Origin of the sequence: Curtobacterium sp. C2H10, from assembly GCF_025407985.1 — a bacterium.
Classification (GTDB): Bacteria; Actinomycetota; Actinomycetes; order Actinomycetales; family Microbacteriaceae; genus Curtobacterium.
Genome location: NZ_JABXGF010000009.1, coordinates 24,684 through 50,233 on the forward strand (window position 1 = coordinate 24,684; position 25,550 = coordinate 50,233).

At 71.3% G+C, this 25,550-nt stretch carries 23 protein-coding genes; 6 read left to right on the forward strand and 17 right to left on the reverse strand.

Annotated features, from left to right (window positions below; translation table 11 throughout):
* The first annotated feature begins 4 nt into the window (after positions 1-4).
* Positions 5-796 carry a type I methionyl aminopeptidase gene (gene map, locus HWD93_RS06195; protein ID WP_261646371.1) on the forward strand — a complete coding sequence of 264 codons (792 nt, stop codon included), beginning with the start codon at positions 5-7 and terminating at the stop codon, positions 794-796.
* Between the two features lie 272 nt (positions 797-1,068).
* Here map and trmD read toward each other — a convergent pair whose 3' ends face one another.
* From trmD to aroA, 8 genes are all read right to left on the reverse strand, one after another.
* Positions 1,069-1,761, reverse strand: a complete 693-nt coding sequence (gene trmD, locus HWD93_RS06200; protein ID WP_070416402.1) for a tRNA (guanosine(37)-N1)-methyltransferase TrmD — start codon at positions 1,759-1,761, stop codon at positions 1,069-1,071.
* A 5-nt stretch (positions 1,762-1,766) separates the two neighbouring features.
* A complete protein-coding gene (gene rimM / locus HWD93_RS06205) occupies positions 1,767-2,312 on the reverse strand; it encodes a ribosome maturation factor RimM (RefSeq protein WP_261646372.1) in 546 nt (181 codons plus the stop codon).
* A 19-nt stretch (positions 2,313-2,331) separates the two neighbouring features.
* Complete coding sequence (locus HWD93_RS06210; RefSeq protein ID WP_022902329.1) at positions 2,332-2,568, reverse strand: RNA-binding protein; 237 nt, start codon at positions 2,566-2,568, stop codon at positions 2,332-2,334.
* Positions 2,569-2,572: 4 nt separating this feature from the next.
* Positions 2,573-2,989 carry a 30S ribosomal protein S16 gene (rpsP, locus tag HWD93_RS06215; protein WP_070416404.1) on the reverse strand — a complete coding sequence of 139 codons (417 nt, stop codon included), beginning with the start codon at positions 2,987-2,989 and terminating at the stop codon, positions 2,573-2,575.
* 167 nt (positions 2,990-3,156) lie between these two features.
* The gene (locus HWD93_RS06220; RefSeq protein WP_261646373.1) at positions 3,157-5,289 is read right to left on the reverse strand and encodes an FAD-dependent oxidoreductase; all 2,133 of its coding nucleotides are present in this window, start codon (positions 5,287-5,289) and stop codon (positions 3,157-3,159) included.
* A 4-nt stretch (positions 5,290-5,293) separates the two neighbouring features.
* The gene (locus tag HWD93_RS06225; RefSeq protein WP_071296154.1) at positions 5,294-6,148 is read right to left on the reverse strand and encodes an SDR family oxidoreductase; all 855 of its coding nucleotides are present in this window, start codon (positions 6,146-6,148) and stop codon (positions 5,294-5,296) included.
* A gap of 78 nt (positions 6,149-6,226) precedes the next feature.
* Complete coding sequence (locus HWD93_RS06230; protein WP_217647253.1) at positions 6,227-7,396, reverse strand: acyl-CoA dehydrogenase family protein; 1,170 nt, start codon at positions 7,394-7,396, stop codon at positions 6,227-6,229.
* Positions 7,397-7,399: 3 nt separating this feature from the next.
* A complete protein-coding gene (gene aroA, locus HWD93_RS06235) occupies positions 7,400-10,552 on the reverse strand; it encodes a 3-phosphoshikimate 1-carboxyvinyltransferase (RefSeq protein ID WP_261646374.1) in 3,153 nt (1,050 codons plus the stop codon).
* 118 nt (positions 10,553-10,670) lie between these two features.
* Between aroA and HWD93_RS06240 the strand changes: the two genes are divergently transcribed.
* Entirely contained in the window at positions 10,671-11,810 is a 1,140-nt protein-coding gene (locus HWD93_RS06240; RefSeq protein ID WP_217637395.1) for a glutamate--cysteine ligase, read from the forward strand.
* 91 nt (positions 11,811-11,901) lie between these two features.
* Here HWD93_RS06240 and ffh read toward each other — a convergent pair whose 3' ends face one another.
* Positions 11,902-13,452 (reverse strand): signal recognition particle protein, encoded by a 1,551-nt coding sequence (gene ffh / locus HWD93_RS06245; RefSeq protein ID WP_022905829.1) that lies wholly within the window; start codon positions 13,450-13,452, stop codon positions 11,902-11,904.
* Positions 13,453-13,496: 44 nt separating this feature from the next.
* The gene (locus HWD93_RS06250; protein WP_261646375.1) at positions 13,497-14,210 is read right to left on the reverse strand and encodes a hypothetical protein; all 714 of its coding nucleotides are present in this window, start codon (positions 14,208-14,210) and stop codon (positions 13,497-13,499) included.
* A gap of 59 nt (positions 14,211-14,269) precedes the next feature.
* On the opposite strand from HWD93_RS06250, the gene HWD93_RS06255 reads away from it, so the two are divergent.
* The 3 genes from HWD93_RS06255 (at position 14,270) to lipA (ending at position 16,554) form a co-directional block, all read left to right on the forward strand.
* Positions 14,270-14,803: a hypothetical protein gene (locus tag HWD93_RS06255; protein ID WP_261646376.1), complete on the forward strand. Its 534-nt coding sequence runs from the start codon at positions 14,270-14,272 to the stop codon at positions 14,801-14,803.
* A 63-nt stretch (positions 14,804-14,866) separates the two neighbouring features.
* Positions 14,867-15,574 (forward strand): lipoyl(octanoyl) transferase LipB, encoded by a 708-nt coding sequence (gene lipB, locus HWD93_RS06260; protein ID WP_261646377.1) that lies wholly within the window; start codon positions 14,867-14,869, stop codon positions 15,572-15,574.
* The gene (lipA, locus tag HWD93_RS06265) at positions 15,571-16,554 is read left to right on the forward strand and encodes a lipoyl synthase (RefSeq protein WP_261646378.1); all 984 of its coding nucleotides are present in this window, start codon (positions 15,571-15,573) and stop codon (positions 16,552-16,554) included. The genes lipB and lipA overlap by 4 nt, the downstream gene beginning before the upstream one ends.
* A gap of 96 nt (positions 16,555-16,650) precedes the next feature.
* Here the strand turns inward: lipA and HWD93_RS06270 are convergent, their stop codons facing one another.
* Both HWD93_RS06270 and ftsY read right to left on the reverse strand, forming a co-directional pair.
* Positions 16,651-16,809: a DUF4175 domain-containing protein gene (locus HWD93_RS06270; RefSeq protein ID WP_139199230.1), complete on the reverse strand. Its 159-nt coding sequence runs from the start codon at positions 16,807-16,809 to the stop codon at positions 16,651-16,653.
* A gap of 58 nt (positions 16,810-16,867) precedes the next feature.
* Positions 16,868-17,737 carry a signal recognition particle-docking protein FtsY gene (gene ftsY, locus HWD93_RS06275; protein ID WP_261646379.1) on the reverse strand — a complete coding sequence of 290 codons (870 nt, stop codon included), beginning with the start codon at positions 17,735-17,737 and terminating at the stop codon, positions 16,868-16,870.
* A gap of 218 nt (positions 17,738-17,955) precedes the next feature.
* On the opposite strand from ftsY, the gene HWD93_RS06280 reads away from it, so the two are divergent.
* A complete protein-coding gene (locus HWD93_RS06280; protein WP_070416415.1) occupies positions 17,956-18,984 on the forward strand; it encodes a TerC family protein in 1,029 nt (342 codons plus the stop codon).
* A 164-nt stretch (positions 18,985-19,148) separates the two neighbouring features.
* Here HWD93_RS06280 and HWD93_RS06285 read toward each other — a convergent pair whose 3' ends face one another.
* From HWD93_RS06285 to HWD93_RS06305, 5 genes are read right to left on the reverse strand one after another with little or no spacing between them, the layout of a single operon-like run.
* Positions 19,149-22,940, reverse strand: coding sequence for a chromosome segregation SMC family protein (locus HWD93_RS06285; protein WP_261646380.1), 3,792 nt, complete (start codon positions 22,938-22,940; stop codon positions 19,149-19,151).
* Between the two features lie 32 nt (positions 22,941-22,972).
* Complete coding sequence (mutM, locus tag HWD93_RS06290; RefSeq protein ID WP_261646381.1) at positions 22,973-23,944, reverse strand: bifunctional DNA-formamidopyrimidine glycosylase/DNA-(apurinic or apyrimidinic site) lyase; 972 nt, start codon at positions 23,942-23,944, stop codon at positions 22,973-22,975.
* Between the two features lie 4 nt (positions 23,945-23,948).
* Positions 23,949-24,674, reverse strand: coding sequence for a ribonuclease III (gene rnc, locus HWD93_RS06295; RefSeq protein WP_229086630.1), 726 nt, complete (start codon positions 24,672-24,674; stop codon positions 23,949-23,951).
* Between the two features lie 13 nt (positions 24,675-24,687).
* Positions 24,688-24,891, reverse strand: a complete 204-nt coding sequence (rpmF, locus tag HWD93_RS06300; RefSeq protein WP_022905230.1) for a 50S ribosomal protein L32 — start codon at positions 24,889-24,891, stop codon at positions 24,688-24,690.
* A 47-nt stretch (positions 24,892-24,938) separates the two neighbouring features.
* Positions 24,939-25,541: a DUF177 domain-containing protein gene (locus HWD93_RS06305; protein ID WP_070416418.1), complete on the reverse strand. Its 603-nt coding sequence runs from the start codon at positions 25,539-25,541 to the stop codon at positions 24,939-24,941.
* Positions 25,542-25,550: the final 9 nt, after the last annotated feature.

Here is a 25,550-nt window from a genome sequence, read left to right on the forward strand (position 1 = left end):
TCCCATGATCGAACTCCGCACCCCCGCCGAGCTGGACGGCCTGCGCGCCGCCGGTCGGTTCGTGGCCGACGTCCTCGACGAACTGCTCGACACCGTCGACGTCGGCGTGAACCTGCTCGACCTCGACCGGGTTGCCGCACGGATGATCGCCGACCGCGGCGCGGTGAGCTGCTACGTCGACTACCACCCCTCGTTCGGCAAGTCGCCGTTCGGCAAGAACCTCTGCACCTCGGTCAACGACGCGGCGCTGCACGGCCTGCCGTACGACCGTGTGGTCGTCGACGGCGACCTCGTGAGCCTCGACTTCGCCGCGAGCGTCGACGGCTGGGTCGCGGACTCCGCCGTCACGGTGCAGGTCGGCACCCCGCGCGAGGACGACCAGCGGCTGATCGACACCGTCGAGCGCGCGCTCACCGCGGGCATCGCCCAGTTCCGCACGGGCAACAAGCTCGGCGACGTGTCGTACGCGATCGGTCGCGTCGCGAAGGACGCCGGCTACGACGTGAACCTGCAGTTCGGCGGGCACGGCGTCGGCAGGACGATGCACGGCGACCCGCACGTCCCGAACGACGGCCGGCCCGGGCGCGGTCTCAAGCTCCAGAAGGGGCTGGTCGTGGCGATCGAGCCGTGGCTCATGCAGGGCACCGCCGACCTGTTCCAGGACGACGACGGCTGGACGCTCAAGAGCGTCGACGGCTCGCGCGCCGCGCACGTCGAGCACACCGTCGCCGTGACCGACGCCGGTCCCGAGGTCCTCACCCTGCGTCGCGCCCAGCGCGCCGACGCGACCGCCTGAGGATCCGCAGCCAGCGGCGCACCGAGCCCAGGTGGTCACATCAGGGCCGGGAGGCGCGGTGCGGGCCGCTCCCGCGCCTCCTGTCTCGCAGTGCGCGGCCGGCGCCGAAGCCGCGAAAGCGACAGGTCACAGCCGTGCTGCGCGGTCCGTGCCGCGAGAGCGACAGACGCCCGCCAGCAGGTGGCGCACTGCTGTCGCTTTCGCGGAGCGCGCGTCCGACCGCCCGCGCGCAGCCGGGCACAGCGCCAGCCGCCCGCAGCGCCAGCCGCGCGCTACGCGTCCGGCAGCAGATCCGGCCGGACGCGCCGCGTCCGCTCCACCTGCTGCTCGTGCCGCCACGCACCGACGCGGGCGTGGTGCCCACTGAGCAGCACGTCCGGCACGTCGAAGCCACGCCAGGACGCGGGCTTCGTGTACGACGGGTACTCGAGCAGCCCGTCTTCGTGGGACTCCTCGACGAGGGACTCGGGGTTGCCGACGACTCCGGGCACGAGTCGCCCGACGGCCTCGATCATCGCCATCGCAGCGACCTCGCCGCCGTTCAGCACGTAGTCGCCCAGCGAGAGCTCGACGACCGTGGCGTGCGCCGCGGCCCACTCGAAGACCCGGGCGTCGATCCCCTCGTACCGCCCGCAGGCGAACACGAGGTGGTCCGACGTCGACGCGAGCGAGCGCGCGATCGACTGCGTGAACGGCGTGCCGGCGGGCGTCGGGACCACCAGGGTCGACGAGCCGTCGGGCCGGAACAGCGACTCGAGCGCCAGCGCCCACGGTTCGGGCTTCATGACCATGCCCGCTCCCCCGCCGTACGGGGTGTCGTCGACGGTGCGGTGCCGGTCGGTCGTCCACGAGCGGAGGTCGTGCACGTGCAGGTCGAGCAGGCCGCCGGAGCGGGCCTTGCCGAGCAGCGAGACGTCCAGCACGGAGAAGAACTCCGGGAAGATCGTGACGATGTCGATGCGCACGCGCGCTAGTCCGTCACGGTCTCGGGTCGGGACGTGTCCTCGGGGTCCTCGAACAGGCCCGTCGGCGGCGTCACGGTGACGGTGCCGGCGGCGATGTCCACCGCGGGCACGATCGCCGAGACGAACGGCACGAGGACCTCGCCCCGCGACGGGGTGTCGATGGCGAGGAGGTCCTGCGCCGGCAGGTGGTCGACCCGCGCGACGGTACCGACCTCGACGCCGTCGCGGAGGACCGTCAGCCCGACGAGCTGGTGGTCGTACCAGGCGTCGTCCTCACCGGTCTCGGCGTCGGCGTCCTGCTCGACCCAGAGGATCGCCCGCGCGAGCGTCTCGGCTGCGGTGCGGTCCCCGATGCCCTCGAAGAAGGCGACCGGGTGGCCGTTGTACCAGCGGAGCTCGTCGAGCGCGATGGTCTTGCCGGCCCAGGGCGAGTCGTCCGGGACCTGGAGCGTGAACACGGCTCCGGGCGTGAACCGACGATCCGGGTCGTCGGTGTAGAGCTCGAGCTTGGTGCCGCCCTTGAGCCCGTGCGCCTTCGTGATGCGACCCACCCGGAGCTGGGTCGTCTCCCTAGGAATCGGTGTCGACCACGTCGACACGCACCCGCTTGCCGTCGGCGAGAGCCGAGACGAGGGTGCGCAGCGCCTTTGCGGTCCGTCCGGCGCGACCGATCACGCGGCCGAGGTCCTCGGGGTGCACACGCACCTCGAGGACCTCGCCCCGCGCGGAGGTGGAACTGGCGACGCGCACGTCGTCAGGGTGATCGACGATCCCCTTGACGAGGTGCGTCAGCGCGGATTCGAGCAAGGAATTACGCCTCGGTCGTCTCTGCGGTCTCGTCGGCCGACTCGGCCGGAGCGGCGGCGGGGGCCGTCTTCTCCGACTTCGGCTTGAGGACGGCCTTCTTGGAGGAGTCCACGACGAACGCCTGCTTGGGCTCGGCGACCTTGACCTTGGACTCGGTGTCCTTCTCGCCCTTGAACTTGGCCCAGTCGCCGGTCAGCTTGAGGAGGGCCGCGACCTGCTCGGTCGGCTGCGCGCCGACGCCGAGCCAGTAGAGCGCACGCTCGGACTCGATCTTGATGACCGAGGGCTCCTCGGTCGGGTGGTACTGACCGATCTCCTCGATGACGCGACCGTCGCGCTTGGTGCGCGAGTCGGCGACGACGATGCGGTAGTACGGCGCCCGGATCTTACCGAGACGCTTGAGACGGATCTTGACAGCCACAAATGCTCCTGTTGCGTGTTGTTGTGGTTGAACCGGACCGCGGGCGTGGGGGCACACACGGTGGAAGCTCGATGAGACCGTGATCCGCTGGATAGAGGGTCGAGCGGACACGATTCGACCGTTCATTCTTGCAGGTTTCCGAGCGAGAAGCGAGTCGGGACGCGCCGTCAGGGTGCGAGTCGTCGAACCGCTTCGAGCGCTTCGGACGTGGCACGCACCGCGTCGACGCTCCGGGCGTCGCGTGCGCCGCCCACGACGGCGTACGGCACACCGGCTGCCAGGAGGCCCGACTCGAGTCCGTCGGACGGCCCTGCGCCCGCCTCGGCATCCGTCCCGAGCGCCCGCTCCTGCCCGGCGCAGACCACCACGGTGTCCGCGGGGACGCCGCGTTCCTCGCCGTGCTCGTCGCGGATCCAGAGCACACCGGGCTCGATGCGGAGGTACTCCTGCACGCCGCCGACCAGGTGCACGCCGGCGTCCCGGAGCCGGCCGATCGCCACCCAGCGGGAGGTGATGCCGATGCCCTGCCCGAACTTGCCCGAGCGACGGAGGACGGTGACGTCGCCGCCGGGTCGGAGCGTGCGGGTCGCCACGGGGAGCCGCTGCGGCACGTCCCCCACGACGGTGTCCGCGACGTCGAGGTCCCAGCGGACGCCGAACTCGGTGGCACGCCGGGCCTCGTCGGGCGACTCGACGAGGAACGCCGCCGTGTCGACGCCGATCCCACCGCCGCCGATGATCGCGACGGTCCCGGCGGGGACGCCCTCGCGGAGCGCCCGCTCGTAGGACCGGACGTGCGGCAGGTCGGCACCGGGGACGTCGATCGTCCGGGGCACGACACCGGGGGCGAGCACGACGGCCTCGCTCGCGGTGAGGTCGGCGGCCGTGGCGGCCCGACCGAGGTGGATCGTCGCGCCGCGGTCCTCGAGCTCGGCGCGGGCGGCGCGGACCGTCGCCGCGTAGTCCTCCTTGCCGGGCACCAGCGCGGCGAGGTCGAACTGTCCGCCCAGCCGGTCGGACGCCTCCCAGAGGGTCACGGTGTGGCCGCGACGAGCGGCGTCGACCGCGGCGGCGAGCCCGGCCGGGCCACCACCGACGACGTCGACGCGCTTCGGGTCGGTCGTCGGGCGGGCGGGGAACGCGACCTCGCGGGCCGCGCGCGGGTTGACCAGGCACGACACGGGCTGGCCGACGATCGAGCGGTCGAGGCAGGCCTGGTTGCAGCCGATGCAGGTGTTGACGAGGTCGAAGGCGCCGGCGAGCGACCGGTTCACGATCGCGGGGTCGGCGAGGAACGGGCGCGCGAGGGCGACCGCGTCCAGGAGCCCGTCGGCCAGCACGGCCTCACCGTCGCGCAGGTCCGTCATCCGGTTCGACGCGATGACCTTCACGTCCGGGTACGCCGAAGCGCGGACGACGCCGGCGATGCGGGCGGCGTACGCGAGCCACGCGCCGTGCGGCACCGCGGCCTGCACGGTCGGCGTGCGGGACTCGTGCCAGCCGATGCCGACCGATATCCCGTCGAGGCCGAGGGGCAGCAGCTCGTGCACGAGCGCGTCGACGTCGTCGTCGGTCGACGAGCCGGGCATCAGGTCGGCGCCGGAGAGCCGGATCGTCACGGCGAGGTCCGGTACCGCCCTGCGGACGGCGTCGACGACCGCCACCGTGAACCGACGACGCCGGACCGCGTCCCCGCCCCACTCGTCGTCGCGCAGGTTCGTCAGCGGCGACTGGAACTGGTTGATGAGGTAGCCCTCGGACGCCATGATCTCGACGCCGTCGAAGCCGATGTCCCGCGCGGACCGGGCGGCGTCGGCGAAGTCCTCGATGGTCTGCTCGATCTCGGCGGCGGTCAGCTCGACCGGCACCACGCCACGGGCAGCCGCCCACGGCAACGCGGACGGGGCCACCACACGCTGGGGTTCCCCGTGCCGGTCGACCATGCCCGACGCGAGCGCGTACCGCCCGGCGTGGAAGAGCTGCGCGAGGATCACCGAACCGGCGTCGTGCACGGCGTCGACCGCGGTACGGAACCGCTCGTCCGCTCCCCCGACGCCGAACACGGCGAAGTCCGGGCCACCACGGGCCTCGTCGCTCACCGCGATGCCGCCCGTGATGATGCAGGCGGCGCCCCCGGCGGCACGCTCACGGTAGAACGCCGCCATGCCCGCCCCGCCGTCGTCGTGCACCTCGAGCCCGGTGTGCATCGACCCCATGACCACCCGGTTCGGCAGGGTCAGGGGGCCGAGCGTCCACGGCGAGGAGACGACGGCGAGGTCGGGCATGGCGACGGTGCTCATGCGCCTACTCTGCCGTGTCGGCAGCCGAGTCGGCGGCAGCGTCGGCCGGCGGCAGGACCGCGTCGCGCAGCGGGGACGTCGTGTCCGCCCAGAACGGCGGGGCGATCACGGTCAGGCCGCCGTCGACCGACAGCACCTGGCCCGTGATGTAGCCGGCCTTGTCGGAGAGCAGGAAGTCCACCGCGTCGGCCATGTCGTCGGCGGTGCCGGGACGCTGCAGCGGGAGCTTCTCGAACACGGTGTCGATCGGCGCCTGACCGGGCACCTTCGTGTAGAAGTACTCGAGCGAGTCGGTGTCGATGAGCCCGCCGTTGACCGCGTTCACGGTGATCTGACGGGGCCCGAACTCGACCGCCATGTACTTCATGTAGGACTCGCTCATGGCCTTCGCGGCACCGAGCGCGGCGTACGTCGGGAACGCGCGGAGCGACCCGTACGAAGTGACCACCACGATGCGGCCGCCCCTGTCCATGAGCTGCGCGGCACGCTGCGCACCGAGGACGAACGAGCGGGCGTTCGTGGCGTAGCTGCGGTCGAGGTGGTGCAGCTTGAGGTCCGCGACGGGCTTGAAGGCGCTCGCGGCGGCGTTCGCGACGAAGTAGTCCAGACGCCCGTACGTGTCGCGGACGAGGTCGAACAGCGCGTCGATCGACTCGGGCTGCTCGATGTCGACCTGCGCCGTGATCCCGTCGCCGCCGGCGGCCTTGACGTCGGCGAGCGACTCCTCGGCCAGGTCGGCGTTGCCCTTGTACGTCACGACGACGGTGACGCCGCGCTGGCCGAGCTTCTGCGCGAGCAGGCGGCCGATGCCGCGGGAGGCACCCGTGATGAGGGCGATGGGAGCAGTGGTTGCAGCCAATGTGTTCCTTGCGTTGTCAGGGCCTGGAGGCGCGGTGCGGGCCCGCACCGCGCCTCCAGGCCATGGAGTGGTTGCGGATCAGAACCCGGCCTGGCCGGTCACGACGGCGCGGCCGACGACCAGCTTCTGGATCTCGTTGGTGCCTTCCTCGAAGCGCTGCGCGCGCGCGTCGCGGTAGACGCGCTCGATGGCGTTGCGCTTCCAGTAGCCCTGGCCGCCGTGCACCTGCAGTGCCTTGTCGGTGACGCGGGCGAGCATGTCGACGGCGACCATCTTCGAGGCGCTGGACAGCGTGCCGGCGTCCGGACGGCCCTCCTCGTAGGCGCGGGCCGCCTCGAGGACGAGGGCGCGCGCGGCGGCGATGTCGGCGTAGTTCTCCGCGACGTAGAACTGGATCGCCTGCCGGCTGGAGAGCTTCTTGCCGAACGTCTCGCGCTTGTTCGCGTACTCGACGGCGAGCTCGTTCGCACGCTCGGCGAGACCGACGGCGCTCATCGCGACGGACACGCGGCTCGGCAGCAGGAAGCCGCCGAGTGCGACCTCGAGGCCCTGGCCCTCGTCGCCCAGGCGGGCGGAGGCAGGGATCGGGGTCTCGGTGAAGCGGAGGATCGCGTGGTCGGTGCCACGGATGCCCATGGTGTCGGAGTCGTCGATCACCTCGGCGCCGGGCAGGCCGGAGTTCGGCATGAGGAACGCGACGGTGCCGTCCTGGCCCGTGGTGCCCTCGAGGCGCGCGGCGATGAGCCAGTAGTCGGCCTTCACGCCGAACGTGATGAGGTGCTTCTCGCCGTTCATCACGTAGGTGTCGCCCTCGCGGCGGACGGTCGTGCGGATGTCGGCACCCGTGCCCGCGGTCGCCTCGGTCAGCGTGAACGCGACGAGCTTGTCACCGGCGACGCTCGGCTTCACGACCTCGTCGAGCTGCTCCGGCGTCGCGTACGGCTGCATGGCGCGCCAGGTGCCGTTGATGACGTGCACGAGCATGCGGATCGACGCGTGCGAGCGCGACACGATCTCCATGATCTCGAGGTAGCGCGAGAACGGGATGCCCCGTCCGCCGAGCTCGGCCGGGGCGGCGAGCGACAGCCACCCCTTGTCCTTGAGCTCCTGGAACAGCTCGGGCGCGACCTGGCCGGTGCGCTCGATCTCCTCCGCCCACTCCTCGCCGCGACCGCGGACCCACTCGGTCACCTCGGCCTTGAGCTCCTGGAAGGCGGCCTCGGTCTGCGGCTCCATGACCATCGTCATCTGTCAGTTCTCCTTCGTCGCGACGAGCGCGGCTGCCTGCTCGCGCAGGACGTTCTTCTGGACCTTGCCGACCGCGTTGCGCGGCAGCTCGGCGATGTACTCGAGACGCTCAGGCCAGTAGTACTTGCTCACGCCGGCCTTGTCGAGCGCGCGCTGCATCGCGGCGAAGTCGAGCTGCTCCGCACCGGCCGCCGGCACGACGAACGCGCAGGCGCGCTCCCCGAGGCGGGCGTCCGGCATCGCGACGATCGCCACGTCGGTCACGAGTGGGTGCTGGTAGAGCAGGTTCTCGATCTCGACGACCGGGATCTTCTCACCACCGCGGTTGATGACGTCCTTGACGCGGCCGGTGATGGACAGGAAGCCCTTGGCGTCGACCTTCGCGAGGTCGCCGGTCTTGTACCAGCCGTCCTCGGTGAAGACGTCGTCCGTGAGGTCCTGCCGGTCGAGGTACCCGTCGAACATCGTCGGCGAGTGCAGCTCGAAGTTGCCCTCGGTGTCCGCCGGCAGCTCGTGCCCCTCGTCGTCGACGATGCGGATCCGGATGCCGGGCAGCGCGCGACCGTCGTGACCGTAGGCGTCCGCCGGGTCGTCGGTCGGGCTGGAGAGCGCCCCGAGGCAGGTCTCGCTCGTACCGAACGCGCCGAGGATCGCGGTGCCGACCACCGTCGCGGCACGCTGGGCCAGTGCACGGGGCACCGCGGCGCCCGTCGGCACGAAGATCCGGAGGGACTCGGGCTGTCCGGCCCCGGCCTCGACGAGGTCGACGAGGTCGGTCAGGAACGGCGTCGCGCACTGCACGAACGTGGCCTTCGCGGCGCCGAACGCCTGCTCGAGCGCGACGGTGCCGTCCCACACGGGCTGGATGACCTGCGGTGCGCCGAGCCGGAAGGCCAGGAGCATGCCGTACAGGAACCCGGTCTGGTGGGCGAGCGGCGACGGGATGTAGATCCGGTCCTCGCTCGTCAGGCCGGACTGCGCGACGTGCATCGCGGTCGCCAGGCCGAGCGTCCGGTGCGGGTGCTGCACGCCCTTCGGCTCGCCGGTGGTGCCGGAGGTGAAGAGCAGCTGGCAGACGTCGTCCGGGCCGGGCGCGTGGGACAGGATCTGGTCGACGTCCACCTGCACCGAGTCGAGCGCGGTGTCGAAGTAGCGCCAGTTCCACTCGCTCGCGGCGACGCGGTCGGCGGCGTCGGCGGGCAGCGGCGGCTGGTTCGTCGGGCTGTCCGCCTGCCCGCGGGCCTCGGAGCGGAGCACGACCACGTGCTCGACCGACAGGCGGCGCTTCTGGGCCTTCGCCTCGTCGATGACCTCGAGCAGTTCGAGCGCCGGGCGACGCTTCCGGAAGACGTTCGGCAGGAAGACCACGCGTGCGCGGGACCGGGCCAGCGTCATCGTGGTCTCGCGGGGACCGAACACGGGCATGATCGGCGTCGCGACGGCACCGATCTGGATCGCACCGAGGGTGATCGAGACGAACTCGCGCCAGTTCGGCAGCTGCATCGCCACGGACTCGCCCGTGCGGACACCGAGCTCGAGGAGCAGGGCGGAGACCTTGTCGGCCTCGTCCTGCAGCTCGCGCCACGTCGTGTTCACCGGCTCGGGGCCGCCGACCTCGATCACGGCGAGGCCGTCCGGGTCCTGCTGGGAGAGCGCGCGGACCTTCTCGCTGAGGACGAGCGGATCGGCGTCGACGCCGGCGAGCTCGGGCAGCGCGCTCGTCACCGTCTCCTGCTCATCCCCCAGGTCCGTGCTCTCCGCAGCGGCCTCGGCGGCGTCGATCCGGTCGTCGCGGGCGATCTGCGCCTCGGCGCCGTCGCCGACCTCCATGTCGAGGCCGACCGAGTTCATCGCCTCGAGGAAGGTCGGGTACGAGATCCGGTAGGCGCGCGGGTAGGTGAGGGCGGAGACGCCGTCGGCCTTCGACGCGGCGACGGCCAGCGACATCAGCACGCGGTGGTCGTTGAACGAGGACATCGGCGACCCGTGCAGGTCGCCCGGACGGACGCCGGTGACGCGCAGCTCGTCGGCGCCCTGCTCGGCGCGGCCGCCCAGTCGGTTGAGCTGGAGCATCGCCGCGACGCGGTCGGACTCCTTCAACCGGATGTGCGCGACGTTCCAGAGCCGGGTCGTGCCCTCGGCGAAGGTCGCCATCGTGGACAGGATCGGCAGCAGGTCCGGGATCGGCTGGCAGTCGATGTCGAGGGGGCGCAGCGGGGAGCCGTCGTGCTCGATGCGCACGAAGCCGGTCTCCTCGTCGATCCGCATCGGGACGCCCATCGCCGTGGCGAGGTCGAGGAACTCGCTCTCCGGGTGGTCGGTCTCGGCGGTGGTGAACGCCGTCATGCCGCGGAGCAGCACGTTCGACTCGCGGATGCCGGCCGCAGCGATGCCGAACGCGGCCGAGCCGATGTCCGGCGGGATCACGTAGTCGTGCGGGGTGGCCTGCTGGTTCGCCGGGATCCGGTACTCGAGCCAGTCGTCGGACACCTCGACCGTGAGGCCGAACTGGCGCATCATGCGCACGGTCAGCTCGACGTACGGCTGCTCGTTGAGCCGTCCGCCGGTGATGTGGATCCGGGTCTCCTCATCCGCGAAGGGCGCGACGAGGAGCAGGCCGGAGATCCACTGCGACAGGGTGCCGGCGATCTGGACGTCGCCGCCGCGCGGACGCTTCGGCTGCACGGTGACCGGCGGGCAGTCGTTCGTGGCCTCGAGCTCGATGCCCATCTGGGTGAGCGAGGTGAGCAGGGCCTTGATCGGGCGGCGCTGGAAGTACTTCATGCCCGAGAGGGTCATCGGCTTGTCGGCCAGCGACGCGAGCCCCGTCATGAAGTAGAGCGTGGTGCCCGAGGAGCCCATGTTGAGGAGCCCGTCGGCGCCCCGCGAGCCGTGGTCGACGACGTCGGTGGCCTCGTACCGACCGCCGAGGCCGGTGACGTGGTACTCGTTCCCGCGGCGCTTGACGTCGACGCCGAGGGCACGGAGCGTGCCCACGGTCCACTCGACCTGCCGGGTCGCACTGATGCCGGAGACGATGCTCGTCCCCTTCGCCAGCGACGCGAGCACCAGCGCGCGGTGCGCGTGGTACTTCGAGACCGGGATGTCGAGTTCTCCGACGAGCGGTGCGTTCGTCCCGCGCACGACCAGCTGCATGCCTACCTCTTCCCTGTTGAGCGTTACTACGGTACGCCCGGTGTGGATCGTCTGTGAATCGGATCCGCACGACCGGGAGTGCGGTTCCTTGTGCGTGTCCGACAAGGAGCCGGGCAGGATGTACAGCATGGACATCCGTTTCACCGAGTCCCGCCCGTCGACCATCGGCGTCGAGTGGGAGCTCCCCCTGGTCGACCGGGACACCGGCGACCTGACCCCGCGTGCCCCGGCCGTGATCCAGGCGGTGCAGCAGCGGCTCGGTGACCACGACCGGGTGACCGAGGAGCTCCTGACGAACACGGTCGAGGTCGTCACCGGCGTCCACTCGCGGGTGAGCGGTGCCACGAGCGAGCTGTCCGGCATCATCGGCGAGGTCGTCGACGCCGCCGAACCGCTCGACGCGCAGGTCATGTGCGCCGGCACCCACCCCTTCGCCGTGTGGGACCAGCAGGAGATCACACCGGACAGCGAGCACTACACGACCCTCATCGACCGCACCCGGTGGTGGGGCCGTCAGATGCTCATCTGGGGCGTCCATGTCCACGTCGGCATCGACGACCGCGACAAGGCGCTGCCGATCCTCGGCGCGATGCTCGCGTACGTGCCGCACCTGCAGGCCTTCACCGCCTCGAGCCCGTTCTGGGCCGGCACCGACACCGGGTACGCCTCGAACCGCGCCCTGATGTTCCAGCAGCTGCCGACCGGTGGCCTGCCGCCGGCACTCGGCGCGTGGGCGAACTTCGAGGAGGTCGTCGACGACCTCACCCGCACCGGCGTCATCGAGGGCGTCAAGGACCTCCGCTGGGACATCCGCCCGTCGCCCGGCTGGGGCACCCTCGAGAACCGCGTCTCCGACGGCATCTCGACCCTGCACGAGGTCGGGGCCGTGACCGCGCTCGTCCAGTGCCTCGTCACCGAGATGTCCGACCGGCTCGACGCCGGCGAGACCCTGCCGACCATGCAGCCCTGGTTCGTCCGCGAGAACAAGTGGCGCGCGGCCCGGTACGGCATGGAGGCCGAGATCATCACGAACGCGGCCGGCGACGAGCGGCTCGTGACCGACGAGGTGCACGACCTCGTGCAGCGGCTCGACCCGGTGGCGGACCGTCTCGGGTGTCAGCAAGAGCTGCACCACCTCGACACGATGATCGCGGACGGCGCCTCCTACCAGCGGCAGTTGCAGGTCGCGCAGGAGAACGGCGGAGACCTGCGCGCCGTCGTCCGGCACCTGGTCACCGAGCTGCGCGACTCGCTCTGACCGTCACCGTCCGACGGACGGGAGGCGCGGTGCCGGCCGGCACCGCGCCTCCAGTCCTGGGGGACGTGCGGGAGTGCGATCGCGAGCCGCGTCAGCGACCCAGGAACTTCTGCAGCGACGCGAGCTCTTCCTCGGTCGGCGCCTTGCCGCCCTTGCCGCCGCCGAGCCCGAGACCGGACCCCTTCGGCGCCTGCTGCGGCGCCGCGGCCGCACCCGCGGCGAGCGCCGCACGCTTCGCCGGGTTGCCGACCTTGGACTTCTTCTTGCCGCCCTGCTGCTGCTTCTTGCCGCCGTGCATACCGGGGATCGGCCCCATGCCGGGCATCTGCGGGACGCCACCGCGGGCGACGGTCTTCATCATCTTCGCGGCCTGCTCGAACCGGTTCACGAGGGCGTTGACCTCGGTCACGGTGGAGCCGGCACCCTTGGCGATGCGGAGGCGGCGGGAGCCGTTGAGGAGCTTCGGCAGCTCGCGCTCCTGCGGGGTCATCGACTGGATGATCGCCTCGGTGCGGACGATCTCGCGCTCGTCGAAGTTGTCGAGCGCCTCGCGCATGCCCTTGGCGCCGGGGAGCATGCCGAGCATGCCCTTGATCGAGCCGGCCTTGCGGAGCTGCTGCATCTGCTCGAGGAAGTCGTTGAGCGTGAACGAGTCGCTCGCGATCTTCTCGGCGACCTTGCGCGCTTCTTCCTCGTCGAAGGCACCCTGCGCCTGCTCGATGAGGGAGAGGATGTCGCCGAGGTCGAGGATGCGGCTCGCCATGCGGTCCGGGTGGAACGGCTCGAAGTCGTCGAGCCCCTCGCCCGTGGAGGCGAACATGATCGGACGGCCGGTCACGCTGGCGACCGACAGGGCCGCACCACCGCGGGCGTCGCCGTCGAGCTTCGAGAGGACGACGCCGGTGAAGTCGACGCCTTCCTGGAAGGCGCGGGCGGTGTTGACCGCGTCCTGACCGATCATCGCGTCGATGACGAAGAGGACCTCGTCGGGGTCGACGGCCTTGCGGATGTTCGCGGCCTGCTTCATGAGCTCGGCGTCGACGCCGAGACGACCGGCGGTGTCCACGATGACGGTGTCGTACTGCTGGTCGACCGCGGCCTTGATGGCGTTCTTCGCGACCTTGACCGGGTCGCCGACGCCGTTGCCGGGCTCCGGCGCGAAGACGTGCACGCCGGCTTGTTCGCCGACGACCTGCAGCTGCTGCACGGCGTTCGGACGCTGGAGGTCCGCCGCGACGAGCATCGGCGTGTGGCCGTCCTTCTTGAGCCACTTGCCGAGCTTGCCGGCGAGCGTGGTCTTGCCGGCGCCCTGGAGGCCCGCGAGCATGATGACCGTCGGGGGCCGCTTCGCGAACTCGAGACGCCGCTGCTGGCCGCCGAGGATGCCGACGAGTTCCTCGTTGACGATCTGGACGACCTGCTGCGCCGGGTTGAGCGCGCGGTTGACCTCGTCGGAGAGAGCGCGTTCGCGCACTGCTGCGGTGAACGCCTTGACGACCTCGAGCGCGACGTCGGCGTCGAGGAGCGCCCGCCGGATCTCGCGGACGGTGCCGTCGACGTCGGACGGAGTCAGCCGACCCTTGCTCCGCAGGTTGCGGAAGGTCTCGGTCAGCCGATCGGAGAGTGAACCGAATTGCGCCATGATCCGTCGATTCTACAAGGCCCCGCCCGGACGCTCTCGCCCGTTCACCGCAGGAGGACGCCCTCGGCCAGTTCCACCGTCGTGCCGAGCCCGAGATCGACCACCACCGGAGCCGACGACGGGGCCCGGTCCAGCGTCGGGAACCACCGGCGGCCGGGCGACACCAGGATGAGCAGCCCGTCGACGTCGCCGACGGCGGCGAAGTCGGGCCCCGCCGGGTCGGCGTAGGGGTCGAGTCCGTGCTGGCGGAGGGCCTCGACCGCCCCGGGGACGTCCGGGACTGCGATGCCGACCTCACTGACCGACACGAGCAGCGGGGCGAGCGGTGCGGGGTGCCCGTCGGCCCGCGCGGCGTGCCCGTCGGCCGGCGCGGCCTGCCCGTCGGCCGCCACGGCGTCGCCGTCGGGGAGCTCCCGTCGCTCGATGAGCTCGAGCAGCTGCCGGTCGGGCCCCTCGAAGTACACCGACCGCGAGTCCCAGCCCGCCGGCCCCTCGAACTCGTCGACACCCTGCGCCCCGAGCACCGTCGCGACCTCGGCCACCCGGCGCTTCGCGTCCGCGAACGTCCCGGTCGGGATCGTGAACGCGAGGTGGTGCGCCCCGGTCATCCCGTCGAGCACCCGGAAGACGAGCTGCGACGACCCGACGGTGACCCGGACCGAGTCGTCGTCGGCGAGCACGGCGCACCCGAGTCGCTCGTAGAAGCGGACGGTGTCGTCGAGGGAGCGGGTGGCGAGCTGGACCTGGCGGATGTGCATGGCCCCACCCGACACCCTCAACCGCGCTCCAGGTCAAGGCCCGGACTACTGTCCGACGCATGCACCTCCGGGAGATCGACCTCGGCGGCTGGGCCCGTGCCGCTGCCGTCGCACTGCTCTGCGGGTTCGCCGCCGCCGTGTTCGCGTCACGGTTCGCGATCCCGGTGTCGACCGTCGTGGCCGTCGGCATCGGCGCGGGGGTGCTCGTGACCGTCCTCGTCGTCGTCGCCTGGGCCACCATCGGCGGGTACGCGACCCAGCTGGCGCTGCGGGAGTGGGTTCGAGGGGGTCCGGAGCCGGTCGGCGTCCCCGCCCGACGGCGGGTCCGGTGGCTCGCGCACTTCATCGACCGGACCAGCTGGTTCGCGTGGCTCTCCGCGGTCCTGGCCGTCCTGTTCCTCGCACCGGCCGTCTCGCAACTGGCCGGTGCGACCGACTGGCAGGACGTCGTGCTCGCGCTCTTCCCCGGGGTGCTGTGGGCGGGCATCGCGGTGCACGTCTTCGCGGTCGAACGACGCCACCTGCCACGGGCTCGTGCGCTGTACGAGGAGGAGCTCCGCACGGCCACGTGGCAGGACGTCCGCGTGCCGTGACCTCCAGACACCCGTCGACGCCGTTGTTGGACGGAGTACAGAAACTGTCGTAGCCTGGCGCGCATGCCGGAACTCGACATCGTGCGCCCGTCCGGGTTGCTGGACCACGCCGAGGGACTCGCGCTGCAGCGGGCCCTCCACGCCGACGTCGTCGCCGGCCGCTCTCCCGGGGCCGTCGTCCTGTGCGAGCACCCGTCCGTGTACACCGCCGGGCGCCGCACCGAACCGTCCGACCTGCCGACGGACGGCTCCCCCGTGGTCGACGTCGACCGCGGCGGGCGGATCACCTGGCACGGACCGGGGCAACTCGTCGCGTACCCGATCGTCCGGCTGGCCGAGCCGCTCGACGTCGTCGCCTGGGTGCGGGACCTCGAGCAGGTCATCGTCGACGCGGCGGCCGCCGTGGGTGTGCTCGCCGAGCGGGTCCCGGGACGCAGCGGCGCCTGGGTCCCCGGCCCGGCCGGTGCCCCGCACGCCAAGGTCGGCGCGATCGGCCTGCACGTCGCCGAGGGGGTGACGAGCCACGGCCTCGCGATCAACTGCACGAACAGCCTCGACGCCTACGCCGCGATCGTGCCGTGCGGGATCAGCGACGCGGGGGTGACGACCCTCAGCCGCGAAGCCGGTCGCACCGTGACGGTCGACGAGATCGTCCCCGTGGTGCTCGACCGCCTCCGCGCCGCCGAGCAGGGCATGCACTCCGGACACCGGATCAGCAGCGCCGCGAGCACGCCCGTCACCACGTCAGCACGACAGGAGACCCTCGTATGACCCTCGCCCCCGAAGGCCGCCGGATGCTCCGCGTCGAGGCCCGCAACGCCCAGACCCCGATCGAGACCAAGCCGGCGTGGATCAAGACCCGCGCCACCCAGGGCCCGGAGTTCCGCGAGCTGTCCGGCCTCGTGCGGAGCAAGCAGCTGCACACCGTCTGCCAAGAGGCCGGCTGCCCGAACATCTTCGAGTGCTGGGAGGACCGCGAGGCCACCTTCCTCATCGGCGGCTCGCAGTGCACGCGCCGCTGCGACTTCTGCCAGATCGACACCGGCAAGCCCGAGCCGCTCGACCGCGACGAGCCCCGCCGGGTCGCGGACTCCGTCGCCGAGATGGGCCTGAAGTACGCCACGGTCACCGGCGTCGCCCGCGACGACCTGCCCGACGGCGGCGCCTGGCTCTACGCGGAGACGATCCGCCAGATCCACGAGCACTCCCCCGGGACCGGTGTCGAGATCCTCGTGCCCGACTTCAACGGCCGCCCGGACCAGCTCGGGCAGGTGTTCGCCGCCCGCCCCGAGGTCTTCGCCCACAACGTCGAGACCGTGCCGCGCATCTTCAAGCGCATCCGTCCGGCGTTCACGTTCGAGCGCTCCCTGGACGTCATCACGCAGGGACGCGACGCGGGGCTCGTCACGAAGTCGAACCTGATCCTCGGCATGGGCGAGGAGCGCATCGAGATCGAGGACGCCCTGCAGCGGTTGTACGACGCCGGCACGGACATCATCACGCTGACGCAGTACCTCCGCCCGTCGCCGCGGCACCTGCCGGTCGCTCGATGGGTCGCACCCGAGGAGTTCGTCGCCCTGCGCGAGGTCGCCGAGGAGATGGGCTTCGCCGGGGTCCTCGCCGGGCCGCTGGTCCGGTCGTCCTACCGGGCCGGGCGCCTCTGGGCGCGTGCCACGGTCGCCCGCGGCGGCACGGTGCCGGAGCACCTGTCGCACCTGCTCGACGCGACGCCGGGTCGCCAGGCCGTCTGAGCGGTGGGACCGGACGGACGACGGACGGGAGGCGCGGTGCCAGCTGGCACCGCGCCTCCCGTTCCGCGCATGCGTCCGTGACGGACGCGTCGGTCGCTACGCGCGACCGCGGATGCTCCTGAGCAGCCAGCCGATGACGGCCAGGATGATGAGGACGATCCCGACCCACAGCAGGAACTTCAGGGCACCGACGAAGATGCCGCTGAAGAGCAGGACGAGGCCGACGATGATCGCGATGATCAGCAGAGCGGGCATGTGAGGGCTCCTTCCGTGTACCTGGACGATCCCTGTACTGCGCAGACGGTACCCGGAATCAGCCCACGAGGTTCTGCACGAACACGTGCGGGGTGAAACCGGTGAGGTCGTTGATGCCCTCGCCCTGGCCGATGAGCTTGATCGGGATGCCCGTCTTCTCCTGCACGCTCAGCACGAACCCGGCCTTGGCCGAGCCGTCGAGCTTGGTGATGACGAGCCCGGTGACGCCCGCGCCCTCGATGAACGCCTGCGCCTGCGCGAGGCCGTTCTGGCCGGTCGTGGCGTCGAGCACGAGCAGGACCTCGGCGATCTCGGTCTGCTTCTCGACCACGCGCTTGATCTTGGTGAGCTCGTCCATCAGCCCGGCCTTGGTGTGCAGTCGGCCGGCGGTGTCGATGACGACGATCTCGGTGTTGTCCCTGATGGCCTTCTCGACCGTCTGGTACGCGACCGACGCCGGGTCCTGCCCGGGCTGGGCCGGTCGCACGACCTCGACGCCCGCTCGCTCCGCCCACGTCGCGACCTGCTCGACCGCGGCGGCTCGGAAGGTGTCCGCCGCGCCGACGAGCACCGTGCGGTCGTACGTCTTGAGGAACTTCGCGAACTTGCCGATGGTGGTGGTCTTGCCGACGCCGTTCACCCCGACGACGAGCACGACCGCCGGCCGGTTGCTGAGCTTCAGCGTGGTGTCGAGCTTCGACAGCCGTTCCTCGAGCACCTCGCGCAGCATCCGCTGGAGGTCGGCGGGGTCCGTCGTGCCGTAGCGGTCGACGCGCTCGTGGAGGTCCTCGATGATCTCGTCGGCGATGTCCGGGCCGAAGTCCGCACCGATGAGCGCCGTCTCGAGGTCCTCCCACGTGGTCTCGTCGATCGTCTTGCGCTGGAACAGCCCGCGCAGCCGGGAGGACAGTGACCAGGAACTCGCCATGTTCCCAGCTTAGAGCGCGGCGCATGTGGGCGGCGCCCGGTACGCTCGGGGACACGAAGGGGAGTATTCCTCCTCGGTGTCCCCGTCAGTACGGTCCGGAACGATCCGGGCCCGGGGCGCCGGTCGTGATCAGCACCCAGTGCGGAGCGCGGCGGAAGAGACCTTCAGGCCTCGGCGTACCCACCACCTGGTTGCGCCCATCGACCTGAAGGAAACCCGTGGACGTCCCACTCTTCGTCTGGCTCCTCACCATCGCAGGCATCCTCGCGCTGCTGGTGTTCGACTTCTTCTCGCACGTGCGCACCCCGCACGTCCCGCACATCAAGGAATCCGCGTTCTGGTCGGCGTTCTACGTCGGGCTCGCGATCCTCTTCGGTGTCGGCATCCTCGTCTTCGGCGGCGGACAGGCCGGCGGTGAGTACTTCGCCGGGTGGCTGACCGAGAAGGCACTGTCGGTCGACAACCTGTTCGTCTTCCTCATCATCATGACGAGCTTCGCCGTGCCGAAGGAGTTCCAGCAGAAGGTCCTGCTCGTCGGCGTCGCGATCGCCCTCGTCGCACGCGGCATCTTCATCGCCCTCGGCGTCACGATCATCGACAACTTCTCGTGGGTGTTCTACCTGTTCGGTGCGCTGCTCTTCTGGCTCGCCTGGTCGCAGGCCCGCAGCGGCAACGACCACGGTGGCGACGAGGGTGACTCCCGCCTGATCCGGATCCTCAAGCGCGTCATCCCGACCTCGGACCACTACGACGGTGACCGCCTCACCACGAAGGTCGACGGCAAGCGCCTCTTCACGCCGATGCTGCTCGTGATGGTCGCGATCGGCCTCACCGACGTGCTCTTCGCGCTCGACTCGATCCCCGCGATCTTCGGGCTGACGCAGGACGCCTTCATCGTGTTCACCGCGAACGCGTTCTCGCTGCTCGGGCTCCGTCAGCTGTACTTCCTCATCGCCGGGCTGCTCGAACGCCTCATCTACCTCGGGCAGGGCCTCGCGGTCATCCTCGGGTTCATCGGCGTCAAGCTCGTCTTCCACGCCATGCACGTCAACGAGCTGCCGTTCATCAACGGCGGCGAGCACATCGAGTGGGCTCCGGAGATCCCGATCTGGTTCTCGCTGGGCTTCATCATGCTGACGATCGCGGTCGCCACGGTGGCGTCGCTCGTGGTGTCGAAGCGTCGCCAGGAGCGCGGGCTCACCCCGACGGGCGAGCCGAAGGAGGCCGTCGAGGCCGACGCGCACTAGTCGCGGCCGCCTGACGGTCTGGAGGCGCGGTGCCGGCTGGCACCGCGCCTCCCGTCCGTCGTGTGGTCGCGGAGGCCGGCGGCGCGCCGAGACTCGGCCCTGCGGACAGTTTCGCGGCCGCGAAGGCACGAAACTGTCCGCGGAGCCGAGTCTCGGACTCGGGCCTACGCGACCGCCGGCTCCGGCTCCGGCGACCGCTTCTGCACGCGCTGGCCGACGACGGCGGAGACGCCGTCCTGCCGCATCGAGACCCCGTACAGCGCGTCGGCGATCTCCATCGTGCGCTTCTGGTGCGTGATCACGATGAGCTGCGACGACGCCCGCAGCCGCTCGAACACCGTCAGCAGCCGCCCGAGGTTGGCGTCGTCGAGCGCCGCCTCGACCTCGTCCATGATGTAGAACGGCGACGGGCGGGCGGTGAAGATCGCCACGAGCAGCGCCACCGCGGCCAGGGACCGCTCGCCGCCGGACAGCAGGGTCAGCCGGTCGATCTTCTTGCCGGCGGGCTTCACCTGCACCTCGATGCCGGTGTTCAGCAGGTCGTCGGGGTTCGTCAGCGTGATCGACCCCGAGCCGCCGGGGAAGAGGATCGGGAAGATGACGTCGAACGCCTCCTTCGTGTCGTCGAACGCGGACTCGAAGATCGTCTGCATCTTCTGGTCGAGCTCGTCGATGATCGTCATGAGGTCGGTCCGGGTCTTCTGCAGGTCCTCGAGCTGCTCGGCGAGGAACGCGTGGCGCTGTTCGAGCGCCTGGAACTCCTCGAGCGCGAGCGGGTTCACCTTGCCGAGCTGCCCGAGGTCCCGCTCGGCCGCCTTGAGCCGTCGCTCCTGCTCGGCGCGGACGTACGGCACCGTCTCGACGTCGGCGGGGTCGACGTCCTCGGTGGCGTCGAACTCGGGTAGGGCAGGGCCGCCCGGGAGCGTCGACTCGGCGTCGACCAGTTCGACCAGGTCGTCGTCGGCGTCGGTGGTCGGGTCGGCGTCGGTCGGCGAGTCGTCGGACTGGAGGCGCGGCTCGGCCTCGTCCTCCACCGTCGCCTCCGGCACGGCGCCGTCCAGGGCCGTCCCCGCCGCAGCGGCAGCTGCGGCGCGCTCGGCGTCGCGGTGCTTCCGGGCGAGGACCCGGGGGTCGATCAGGACGTCCACCGGCACCGGCACGTGCGGCCCGTACTCGGCGACCAGCACGGCCTCGACGAGCCCGAGCTCGCTCTGCGCCCGGTCGAGCACGCCGGACACGTGCAACTTCTTCTCGTAGATCTCCATCTCGAGCGAGTGCACGCCGTCGGTGATCGACTGCAGGCGGTCGCGGAGCTCGCGCTCCTCGTTCCGGATCGTCTGGAGCTCGGTGTTCCGCTTCGACCGCTCCGCCTCTTCGGTGGCGAGCTGCACGCGGGCCTCGGCGAGGGACCGGTCGACGGCGCTGAGCAGCCCGGGCAGGTCGGCGAGCACGTCCTCGGCGACGGCGATCTGCCCACGGCGGATCACGGCGAGTCGTGCGGCCTCCGCCGCTGCGGCGCGTTCGGCCTCGAGTTGCCGCTCCAGCTGGTCGGCGCGGGTCCGCTCCGCGCGGACACGCTCGCGGACGGTCTCGACCTGGATGCGCTGCTCGATCTCGGCAGCACGTGCGGCCTCGAGCGCGTCCTGCAGCCCGGGGCGCTCGGACGCGTCGACGACGGGGCGCGGACGGTCGGCGAACTCCTGGCGTGCGCGTTCCGCCTCGGCCAGGACCGCCTCGGCAGCCTCGACGGCGCCGTCGGTCTCGGCGAGGGCCGCGCGCAGTCGCTCGACCTCGGCGGCGGCGTTCTCCACCTTCGCGCGGGTCGACGCGCTGGTCCGGTCGTACTCCGCCTTCGCCCGGGCGCTGGCGCGCGAGGCAGCGTCCGCGTCGTCCGCCGCGCGACGTGCGTCCTCGACGGCGGTGCGGGCGGCCTGGAGGCGCGTGGCCGCGTCCTCGGCGTCGCGCGCGATCGCGTCGCGGCGGGTCACGGCGTCGTCGCGTTCCGCGACGAGTTCGATGCGCGAGGTCACGCGCTCCCCGCCGCCCGTCACGCGGACCGCACGGACGAGGTCACCGGACCGCGTCACCACCGTGGCCTGCGGGGCGGCGGTGAGCACCGCCTCCAGGTCGACCCCGTCGGTGTCCGCGATCAGCGTGTCCCGCAGGATCGCGGCGATCGCCGGCGGACCCTGCACGAGGTCGAGTGCGCGGCGGACCCCGGCCGGAAGCCGCTCGGGCAGTCCGGACGGCGGGGAGTCGGCGTCCGCGACCACGACGTCGATGCGTCCGATGTCCTCGGTGCGGGCGTGCGCGACGGCGTCGAGCGCGACGGACCGGTCGTCGGCGAGGACGGCGTCGGCGAGCCCGTCGAGGGCGATCGCGATCGCCCCTTCGAACCCGGGCGTCACGCTGAGACGGTCCGCGAGGCGACCCACGATGCCGTCTCGCCCGGCCTCGATGAGTGCCTGCGAACCGTCACGGACGTCGATCGACATGCCGAGCGCGGCGACACGGGCGTCCAGGGCGTCCCGTTCGCGCTCGAGGGCGTGCAGGTGGTCACGGAGTTCGTCACGCGCCGCCTGGGCCGCTTCCTGCTGCTCGCGGGCGGTCTCGAGCGGTGCGGTCAGCGCGTCCTCGTCGATGCCCTCGGACGGGTCCGCGCCGAGTTCGGCGAGGGCTGCAGCCGCCCGTTCGGACCGCTCCCCTGCCTCGGCCAGCGCCCGCTCGCGCCGTTCCCGGTCGGCCACCGCGGAGCCGCGCTTCGACGTCGCCACGTCCACCGCGGACCCGAGGCGCTGGGCCTCGAGGTCGTGCTGCGAGACGAGAGCGGCCTGGGCGGCGATCCGCTCGTCGAGGGCGTCGAGCGCCGCACGGGCCGCCTGCACCCGCTGCGCCGCCACCGCCGTGCCGCCGGTCATCTCCGCCGCCTGCGCCTCGAGCCGGTCCGCTTCGTTCCGGACGCCCTGCACCTGCTCCGGCGTGATCGTGGGGCCCTGCTGCGGCGCGTCGGCCTGCTGGGCGAGGAACATCAGGCGCTGGTTCGCCAGGCTCGACAGGCCGCGGAGCCGCTCCTGCACGCTCTCCAGCCGGTGCACCACCGTGCGGGCGCGGTCGACGTCGTCGCCGACCATGCTCTGCTCGACGTGCTGCTGGCGGGCACGGGTCTGGTCGAGCCGTTCCTGCAGCACGATGCGCTCGGACTTGCGGCCGGCCTCGACCTCCTGGTGCTCGTGGAGCTCGCGGCGCAGGCGGACGACGTCGTCGGCGAGGATGCGGGCCTTGGCGTCACGGGCGACCGCGGCGACCGACTGGGCCTTGCGCGCGACCTCGGCCTGGCGTCCGAGGGGCTTCAGCTGGCGGCGGATCTCCCCCGCGAGGTCGGACAGGCGCGTCAGGTTCGTCTGCATCGCGTCGAGCTTGCGGAGGGTCTTCTCCTTGCGCCGACGGTGCTTCAGGATGCCCGCGGCCTCCTCGATGAAGCCGCGGCGGTCCTCGGGCGTGGCGTGCAGGACCTTGTCGAGCTGGCCCTGGCCGACGATGACGTGCATCTCACGGCCGAGGCCGGTGTCGCTCAGGAGCTCCTGGACGTCGAGCAGGCGGCAGTTCTCGCCGTTGATCGCGTACTCGCTGCCGCCGTTGCGGAAGAGGGTGCGGGAGATCGTGACCTCGGAGTACTCGATCGGCAGCAGGCCGTCGGCGTTGTCGATCGTCAGCAGCACCTGCGCACGGCCGAGCGGACCGCGCGTCGAGGTGCCCGCGAAGATGACGTCCTCCATCTTGCCGCCACGGAGGGTCTTCGCCCCCTGCTCCCCCATCACCCAGGCGAGGGCGTCCACGACGTTGGACTTGCCGGAGCCGTTCGGGCCGACGATGCACGTGACGCCCGGTTCGAACGCGAACGTCGTCGGCTGCGCGAAGGACTTGAACCCCTTGATGGTCAGGCTCTTCAAGTACATGCGGTCTCCGGATGCTCTGGTTGGGCGTCAGGCTAACGCGTGCGACGGCGTGGGCGTGGTTGGCACACGGGGCAGATGTGGCTCGATCGGTTCATGAAGGCCTCACGCACGATCGTGGTGCCGCACCGGGGGCACGGCTTCCCCTGCTGCCCGTACACGTGCAACCGCTGCGAGAAGTACCCGGACTGCCCGTTCACGTTGACGTACTGCGCGTCGAAGCTCGTGCCGCCGTCCTCCAGCGCACGGCCGAGGACGTGCCGCACCTCGGCCAGGAGGCAGTGCAGGTCGGCGCGGGTCAGCCGCTCGGCCAGCCGGTCGTAGTGCAGCCTGGCCGCCCAGAGGGACTCGTCGGCGTAGATGTTCCCGATGCCGCTCACGACGCCCTGGTCGAGCAGGACGCGCTTGATGCCGCTCGAGCGCTTCCGGGCGGCGGCGATGAAGCGGTCGTCGTCGAACGCGGGGTCGAGCGGGTCGCGGGCGATGTGCGACACCTGCTTCGGGATGCTCCGGCGCCACACGGCGTCGGGATCGACCTCGTCGACCTGTCCGGCGGAACCGGCCGGCGCCCCGTCGATCGTCGGGACCATCTCGTCGATCGCCATCGAGCCGAACGTGCGCTGGTCGACGAACTCGAGCTCGACCGGGGGCTCCGGGGAGCCGTCGCGGTCGGTGCCGGTGGGCTGGACGTCGAGGAGGATCCGTCGGTGCTTCGCCGCCTCGCGCCCACGGCCGAGCAGGATCTGACCGCTCATGCCGAGGTGGGCCACGAGGGCCTCGGGTCGGTCGCCCTCGTGCTCGGGCTGCAGGGGCATCCAGAGGAACTTGCCACGACGGACCGCGGCGGCGATGGTGCGACCGGTCAGGCGGTCGGCGAAGTCCTCGGCCGGACCGTCGTGCCGGGTCAGTGCGCGGTCGTCGACGACGTCCACGTGCAGGACCCGCGCGCCGCTGACGGCGGGTTCGAGGCCGGCGCGGACGACCTCGACCTCGGGCAGTTCGGGCACGCGGTCAGGCCGCCCGGCCGGAGAGCTGCGTCCACGCCTGGAGCGCCGCTGCCATCTCGGCGGTCTTCTTGCTCGACCCGGTGCCGGTGGAGACGTCCTCGCCCTGGAGCACGACCGTGGCGTGGAAGGTCTTGTCGTGGTCGGGACCGGCCTCGGTCACGCGGTACGACGGGTTGCCGAGCGACAGGCTCGACGCGAGTTCCTGCAGGCTCGTCTTCGGGTCCATCGCGGCGCCGAAGCGGTCCGGGTCGATGAGGAGCGGTTCGACCAGCCGGAGCACCAGCGCGGTCGCCGGGTCGGGGCCGGCGGAGAGGTAGGTCGCGCCGATCACGGCCTCGACCGTGTCGGCGAGGATCGACGACTTGTCGCGGCCACCGGTCTGCTCTTCACCCTTGCCGAGCCGGAGGTACTGTCCGAGCCCGATCATGCGGGCGATCTCGGCGAGGGCGACCGTCGACACCAGGCTCGCGCGCCGCTTGGCGAGGTCGCCTTCGTCGAGGTCGGGGAAGGACCGGTAGAGCTTCACGGTCACGGCCTGGCCGAGGATCGAGTCCCCGAGGAACTCGAGGCGTTCGTTGTGCCCGATGCCACCGTGCTCGTACGCGTACGAGCGGTGGGTCAGGGCGAGCTGCAGGAGCTCGAGGTCGATGTCGGCCCCGAGGATGCCCTGCAGACGAACGACGTCCGGCCCCACGGGGCGGGACCCCGTGGCGCCGGACGTCGCTGTCATGCGTGTGGTCCGATCAGACGTCGGCGACCTTGCGGCCCTTGTACTCCATGTACAGGGGCGTGCCGGCGGAGTCCTCGACGACCTTCGCGCGGTGCGGGAGGCTGTAGGTGACCTTGCCGTTCTCGATCGTCTTCACGAGCTGGACCGGCGCGGCCTTCCACTGCGAACGACGGGCGTGCGTGTTGGCACGGGACTGCTTGCGCTTGGGAACGGCCATGGTGGTTCTCTTTCGGTTGGTCGGTGGTCAGTGGCGAGGGGCGGCGGTCAGTCGGCCTGGTCGGCGTCGGACCGCTCCTGACCCTCGGTGGTCTGGGGCGTGGTCGTGCTGGCTGCGTCGGTGTCCTCGCCGCCGCTCGTCGCGTCGTCGAGGGTGATGCCGCTCAGCGCAGCCCACCGCGGGTCCAGGACCTCGTGAGCACGCTGCTCGCCGATGTCGGCCAGTCGCTCGCCCGTCACCGGGTCGAGGCCTGGGCAGTCCGGTCGGCAGACCGGCTGGAACGGCAGCGCCAGCACCACCGCATCTCGAACGACCTGTTCACAATCCACGTGGTCATCGTGAACGAAGAAGTCGAAATCCTCCGAGGCATCATACGCGAACAGCTCGGCGAAATCGACCTCGACGGGCTCGCTGATGTCGATGAGGCACCGGGAGCACTCGCCCTCGGCCTCGGCGCTGGCGTGCCCGGAGACGAGGACGCCCTCGTGCAGGCCCTCGAGCCGGAGGTCGATGTGCATCTCGGCGCCTTCGCGGACGGAGATGACACCCGCTCCCATCGCATCCGGCACCGCGATGTCGAGCGAGTGCTCGCGCATCTCGCCCGGCCGGTGCGCGAGGTCGCGCACGCGCAGGGCGTAGGGGCTGTTCACGTGGGAAGA